This is a genomic window from Mycobacterium sp. (genome assembly GCF_032159565.1).
Classification (GTDB): domain Bacteria; phylum Actinomycetota; class Actinomycetes; order Mycobacteriales; family Mycobacteriaceae; genus Mycobacterium.
Window position 1 is genome coordinate 1 of sequence record NZ_JAVHWR010000100.1, and the last position, 6049, is coordinate 6049.

At 65.5% G+C, this 6049-nt stretch carries 7 protein-coding genes; all 7 read left to right on the forward strand.

Annotated elements, in window-relative coordinates:
- The first annotated feature begins 128 nt into the window (after positions 1-128).
- A complete protein-coding gene (locus QOC76_RS12255; RefSeq protein WP_526357105.1) occupies positions 129-311 on the forward strand; it encodes a hypothetical protein in 183 nt (60 codons plus the stop codon).
- Positions 312-409: 98 nt separating this feature from the next.
- Positions 410-583, forward strand: coding sequence for a 50S ribosomal protein L32 (rpmF, locus tag QOC76_RS12260; RefSeq protein ID WP_066978450.1), 174 nt, complete (start codon positions 410-412; stop codon positions 581-583).
- A gap of 90 nt (positions 584-673) precedes the next feature.
- The gene (locus tag QOC76_RS12265; RefSeq protein ID WP_526357106.1) at positions 674-1357 is read left to right on the forward strand and encodes a response regulator transcription factor; all 684 of its coding nucleotides are present in this window, start codon (positions 674-676) and stop codon (positions 1355-1357) included.
- Positions 1358-1433: 76 nt separating this feature from the next.
- Positions 1434-2897: a HAMP domain-containing sensor histidine kinase gene (locus QOC76_RS12270; protein ID WP_526357107.1), complete on the forward strand. Its 1464-nt coding sequence runs from the start codon at positions 1434-1436 to the stop codon at positions 2895-2897.
- A 147-nt stretch (positions 2898-3044) separates the two neighbouring features.
- Positions 3045-4400, forward strand: a complete 1356-nt coding sequence (locus tag QOC76_RS12275; RefSeq protein ID WP_526357108.1) for a S1C family serine protease — start codon at positions 3045-3047, stop codon at positions 4398-4400.
- Positions 4401-4423: 23 nt separating this feature from the next.
- Entirely contained in the window at positions 4424-4966 is a 543-nt protein-coding gene (locus QOC76_RS12280; protein WP_526357110.1) for a MogA/MoaB family molybdenum cofactor biosynthesis protein, read from the forward strand.
- Between the two features lie 681 nt (positions 4967-5647).
- On the forward strand, positions 5648-6049 hold a 402-nt coding region (locus QOC76_RS12285), incomplete at its 3' end, for an MspA family porin (protein WP_526357109.1).

The window sequence follows — 6049 nt, forward strand, 5'->3', positions numbered from 1 at the left end:
GTTTTTCCGCTGTTTGGCGCGGTGTGCGCAACGGGACTGGCGTTCGCCGGTCCGGCGATCGCCGACGAGCCTGGCTTCGGCGGCTTTTTCGGCGTCGCGGCCGAATATCCGCCTGCACATGCACCGACGTGCCGGACAGCATCCTGATCGACGCCGACGACTTGAAGGACTTGAGTCCTATCTCTTGTGACAACGGCGGCCGCGACTATCGCGTGGTGCAGCAGGCTGCCACAGCGACGGATTGCACCCAGATCGACGATGTGTACTACACGACAGACGGCGTCGTGCTGTGTGTGGTTCGAGATTATTAGGCGCTTTTGCAGGCCACGCAGGCCACCGGCTATCCTGATAGACAATTGCCGACGCCGAACTTCGCGCGGCGGCACCCCCTCAAGAGGAGCTCGAACCCATGGCTGTCCCCAAGCGCCGGATGTCGCGCGCGAACACCCGTAGCCGCCGCTCGCAGTGGAAGGCCAAGCGCACCGAACTCGTCGGCGTCACGGTGGCGGGTCAGCAGCACAAGGTGCCGCGCCGTCTCCTCAAGGCCGCGCGCCTCGGTCTGATCGATCTCGACCGCCGCTAACTGCCGCGCCTGGCGGTATCTGAGGTTGCCGCAGCGGCCCCCGGCGAGCCTCTCAGCCCTCTCTCAGGCGATGGGTTAACACTGGTGGCCGTGCGAATTCTTGTCGTCGACGACGACCGCGCCGTGCGCGAATCCCTTCGCCGTTCGCTGTCCTTCAACGGCTATTCCGTTGCGTTGGCCCAGGATGGGCTCGAAGCTCTGGACCTGATCTCCAGCGACCGGCCCGACGCGTTGGTGCTCGACGTGATGATGCCGAGGCTGGACGGCCTCGAGGTCTGCAGGCAGCTCCGAAGCACCGGTGATGATTTGCCCATCCTGGTGCTCACCGCCCGCGACTCGGTGTCCGAGCGCGTTGCCGGCCTGGATGCAGGCGCCGACGACTACCTGCCGAAACCGTTCGCACTCGAGGAACTGCTCGCCCGCATGCGCGCGCTGCTGCGCCGCACCACCCCCGACGACGGTGACACTCCTGCGATGACGTTCGCGGACCTCAGCCTGGACCCGATGACCCGGGAGGTCACCCGCGGACACCGGCAGATCAGCCTGACCCGCACCGAGTTCGCCCTGTTGGAAATGCTGATCGCCAACCCCCGGCGCGTCCTCACGCGTAGCCGCATCCTCGAGGAAGTGTGGGGATTCGACTTCCCGACCTCAGGCAACGCCCTCGAGGTGTACGTCGGTTATCTGCGCCGCAAGACCGAAGCGGAAGGTGAGCCGCGGCTGATCCACACCGTGCGCGGGGTGGGTTACGTGCTGCGTGAGACACCGCCGTGATGTGGGGGTACTCCGCTCGCAAGCTGGGGCCCGCCCCGCTTGCGGGGGACGCTTGGGCGAACAAGCGACGGTAGTGATGTCCACGTTTCGACCACCTCCCTTGCGGCCCGGTTCGATTCCCGAACCCAGCTCGCTGTCACTGCGCTGGCGGGTGATGCTGCTCGCCATGTCGATGGTCGCGATGGTCGTCGTGCTGATGGCGCTCGCCGTCTATGTCGTCGTCTCCAGGGCGCTCTACGCCGACGTCGACAACCAATTGCACAGCCGCGCGCGGCTGCTTATCGAAAGCGGTTCGCTGGCCGCCGATCCGGGTAAAGCCATCGAGGGCACCGCCTACTCCGACGTCAACGCGATGCTGGTGAACCCGGGCCGCTCCATCTACACCGCCAACCAGCAGGGGCAGACGCTGCCCATCGGCAAGCCGGAGAAGGACGTGATGTCCGGCCAGCTGCTGCTGTCGCTGCGCACCGCCGATCACCAGCGGGTACTGGCCGTGCATTTGAACAACGGCAGTTCGCTGTTGATCTCCAAGAGCCTGGCCCCCACCGGCAACGTGCTCAAACGCCTCGGCACAGTGCTGCTCATCGTCGGCGGTATCGGGGTGGCGATCGCCGCGTTCGCAGGCGGCATGGTGGCCCGTGCGGGCTTGAGACCCGTAGCCAGACTGACCGAGGCCGCAGAACGGGTGGCCCGCACCGATGACCTGCGCCCGATACCCGTAGTGGGTAGCGACGAACTCGCCCGTCTCACACAAGCTTTCAACATGATGCTGCGCGGGCTGGCCGAGTCGCGCGCGCGCCAGGCCCGCCTGGTCACCGACGCGGGTCACGAGTTGCGCACCCCGCTGACGTCGCTGCGCACGAACGTCGAACTCCTGATGGCCTCCCAGGAGCCCGGTGCGCCGCGGCTGCCCGAGGAGGACTTGGCCGAACTGCGCACCGACGTCATCGCCCAGATCGAGGAATTGTCAACACTGGTGGGCGATTTGGTGGATCTCACACGTGACGAGGCCGGCGGCGTGGTGCACGAGCCCGTCGATATATCCGAGATCATCGACCGCAGCCTCGAACGGGTTAGGCGGCGCCGCAACGACATTGACTTCGACGTCCACGTCATCCCGTGGCAGGTGTACGGCGATGTGGCCGGCCTGTCGCGCGCCGTGCTGAACCTGCTCGACAACGCCGCCAAGTGGAGTCCGCCCAACGGGCGGGTCGGCGTGCGCCTGACCCAGACCGACCCGGTGCACGCCGAGCTCGTCGTCTCCGACCACGGACCCGGCATCCCACCGCACGAACGCCAGCTCGTTTTCGATCGGTTCTTCCGGTCCACCTCCGCGCGGGCCATGCCCGGCTCGGGCCTTGGTCTGGCGATCGTCAAACAAGTCGTACACAAACACGGTGGCGCGCTTCGGGTGGACGACACCGTGCGCGGAGGCCAGCCGCCGGGCACCTCTATATATGTGTTGCTGCCCGGGCGGGTGATTTCGGCGACACGTCCTGCGGAGGTCGCACAACCGGTGGCCAGCGGCGACAATGGGTAAACGGTCGGGAACCACCAACCGGAAGTCTCGGGATGAGCCGAACATTCTCTAAGTGGATTCTCAGCCCACCCCGGCACCGTAGAGGCGCGGAACTTCGTTGTAGAAGTGTCGGAATGTGCCGAACTCGTAGAAAGAGCCCGTAGCGACATGACGAACGACCCGAGGTATTCACCGCCGCCCCCGCATCACGGCCGCAGGCCCGGCGACGATCGTACGGCGGTATATCCCTCTGGTCAGCCGGGGGTGCCACCCCCTCGCGGGGTAGGTCATACCGGCTATCAGCAGCAACCCTACGACTGGCGGTATGCGACCCAGCAGCAACAGCACGCCTACCGGCAGCCCTATGACCCCTATCGAGGGGCCCCGCAGCAGCCGCCCGCAAGCGGGAGGTACCCGCAGGTCGGACAGCCTCCCCGCCCACCGCAGAAGCGATCGCGCGCAGGAGCCTTGACCGTCGGTGCGCTGACCATCGCCGTGGTGTCGGCAGGCATCGGCGGCGGCGTCGCGCTGATGGCCAAACCCGACAACCACGCCGGCGGAACCCAGATCACCGCGGCGCCGAGCGTGCCCGCAGCCAGCCTGCCCGCCGGATCCGTCGAACAGGTCGCGGCCAAGGTGGTGCCCAGCGTCGTGAAGCTGGAGACCGACATGGGCCGGGCATCAGAAGAGGGCTCCGGGATCATCCTGTCCTCGGACGGTCTGATCCTGACCAACAACCACGTCGTCGAGGCCGCCAAGAACGCCGACACCACGATCACGTTCGCCGACGGCCGGACCACCAAGTTCACCGTGGTCGGCACCGACCCCAGCAGCGACATCGCCGTCGTCAAGGCCGACGGTGTCTCCGGCCTCACGCCGATCACCATCGGCTCGTCGGCCGACCTCACGGTCGGCCAGGACGTGGTGGCGATCGGTTCGCCACTCGGCCTCGAAGGAACTGTGACGACCGGCATCATCAGCGCACTGAACCGGCCCGTTGCCGCGGGCGGAGACATCAAGAACCAGAACACCGTGCTCGACGCGATCCAGACCGATGCCGCCATCAACCCCGGTAACTCGGGCGGGGCGCTGGTCAACATGAACGGCGAACTGGTGGGCGTGAATTCGGCCATCGCGACACTCGGCGGCGCCTCCGCCGACGCGCAGAGCGGCTCGATCGGTTTGGGCTTCGCAATTCCGATCGATCAGGCCAAGCGGATCGCCGACGAACTGATCCAGGGCGGCAGCGCCTCGCACGCATCGCTGGGCGTCCAGGTCGGTAACGACGCCTCGTCACACGGCGCCAAGATCGTCGAGGTCACCGGTGGTGGTGCAGCCGCGGCGGCCGGGCTGCCGAGCGGAGTCGTGGTGACCAAGGTCGACGACCGGGTGATCGGCAGCGCCGACGCGCTCGTCGCCGCGGTGCGCTCGAAGGCACCCGGCGAAAAGGTGACGCTGACCTACCTCGACCCGTCGGGCAAACCGCAGACTGTGCAGGTGACGCTTGGCAAGGCGGCGCAGTGATCACGGCACCTGGCACGCCGACGTTGAGAGTGGCCGCACCGCTGTCCGCCACCAGATATACGGTGGCACTCATGGAACAACCAGGGGAGTTGGTTGGACGGGCCTTGATCGTCGTCGTCGATGACCGGACAGCTCATGGCGAAGAGGACCACAACGGTCCGTTGGTCACCGAGCTGCTTCACGAGGCCGGCTTCGTCGTGGACGGTGTCATCGTGGTGTCCTCCGACGAGGTGGAGATCCGCAACGCGCTGAACACGGCCGTCATAGGTGGAGTCGACCTGGTGGTGTCGGTCGGCGGCACCGGGGTGACGCCGCGAGACGTGACGCCCGAGGCGACCCGCGACATCCTCGATCGCGAGCTGCTCGGCATAGCCGAGGCGCTGCGCTCATCCGGGCTCGCCGCGGGCATCGTCGACGCCGGCTTGTCGCGCGGACTGGCGGGGATCTCCGGCAGCACGTTGGTCGTCAACATCGCCGGCTCTCGATCCGCGGTCCGCGATGGGATGGCGACTCTTAACCCGTTGGCGACGCAGATCATCGGTCAGCTATCCAGCTTGGAGATCTAATAATTCCGGTTCGACCTGGAACCGCCCGCGCACCTAGCCGGTGTGCGGCGTTGTTGGCAATCCCCGAAGCGTTACGCGCAGGTGAACGGCCCTCTGGGTCGATATGTGATCTTAGTCACACGCGAGGTTGGTTGTGACCCGTTCCCCGCAGCCGTCACGCAATGCAGTTAACACGATTTTCGGCGATGAATTACCCCAAGCTTCGTCGGACGAGCGCGAAACGGATTCGCGCGCCGCTGAGGCAGAACACGACGAATGGTTGCGAAACAACATTCCGCCTCATCATGAATGATCGTTCAGCTCACGTTGATCGGTAAAAATAGCAGGTGAAGGGGCGGTCGCCCAGACTTGCTACGCCTGTAGGCGGCCGACAACGCGCCGACAGCTCCATGTGACGCATCGGCCCGGCGGTGCCGGCCGTACTCCAGCAGCCCGTGGCATCAGCAAACTAATGGCGCTTCTCGACCGACGATCCGACACGCACCCCTACGCGTTGCCGGTGCGATGCCGTCCCGTTATGTTCCTCGTGTCAACGATGAGCAAAACGTAAGAAGAGCATGTGGACTTCCTAATTTGTCGCGCATGTGACTCTTGCGTCGTGTGTGGTGTAGGAGTACTGCCCAGCACGGGAAAAAACTCGGTGAGCCGGTTCGGCTCATCGCCGACAGAGCTAGGGAGAACATGAAGGCAATCAGTCGGGTGCTGATCGCGATGGTCGCCGCCATCGCGGCTCTTTTCGTGAGCACCGGTACCTCACACGCGGGGCTGGACAACGAGCTGAGCCTGGTTGACGGTCAGGATCGGACGATGACGATCCAGCAGTGGGACACCTTCCTCAACGGCGTGTTTCCGCTGGACCGCAACCGTCTGACCCGTGAGTGGTTCCACTCCGGGCGCGCCAAATACACCGTCGTCGGACCGAACGCCGACGCATTCGAGGGCACGCTGGAACTGGGCTACCAGATCGGCTTCCCATGGTCGCTGGGTGTGGGCATCAACTTCAGCTACACCACCCCGAATATCCTGCTCGACGACGCGTCGATCTTTCCGAACCTTAATCCAACGGCCATGGGTGGGCCGGTA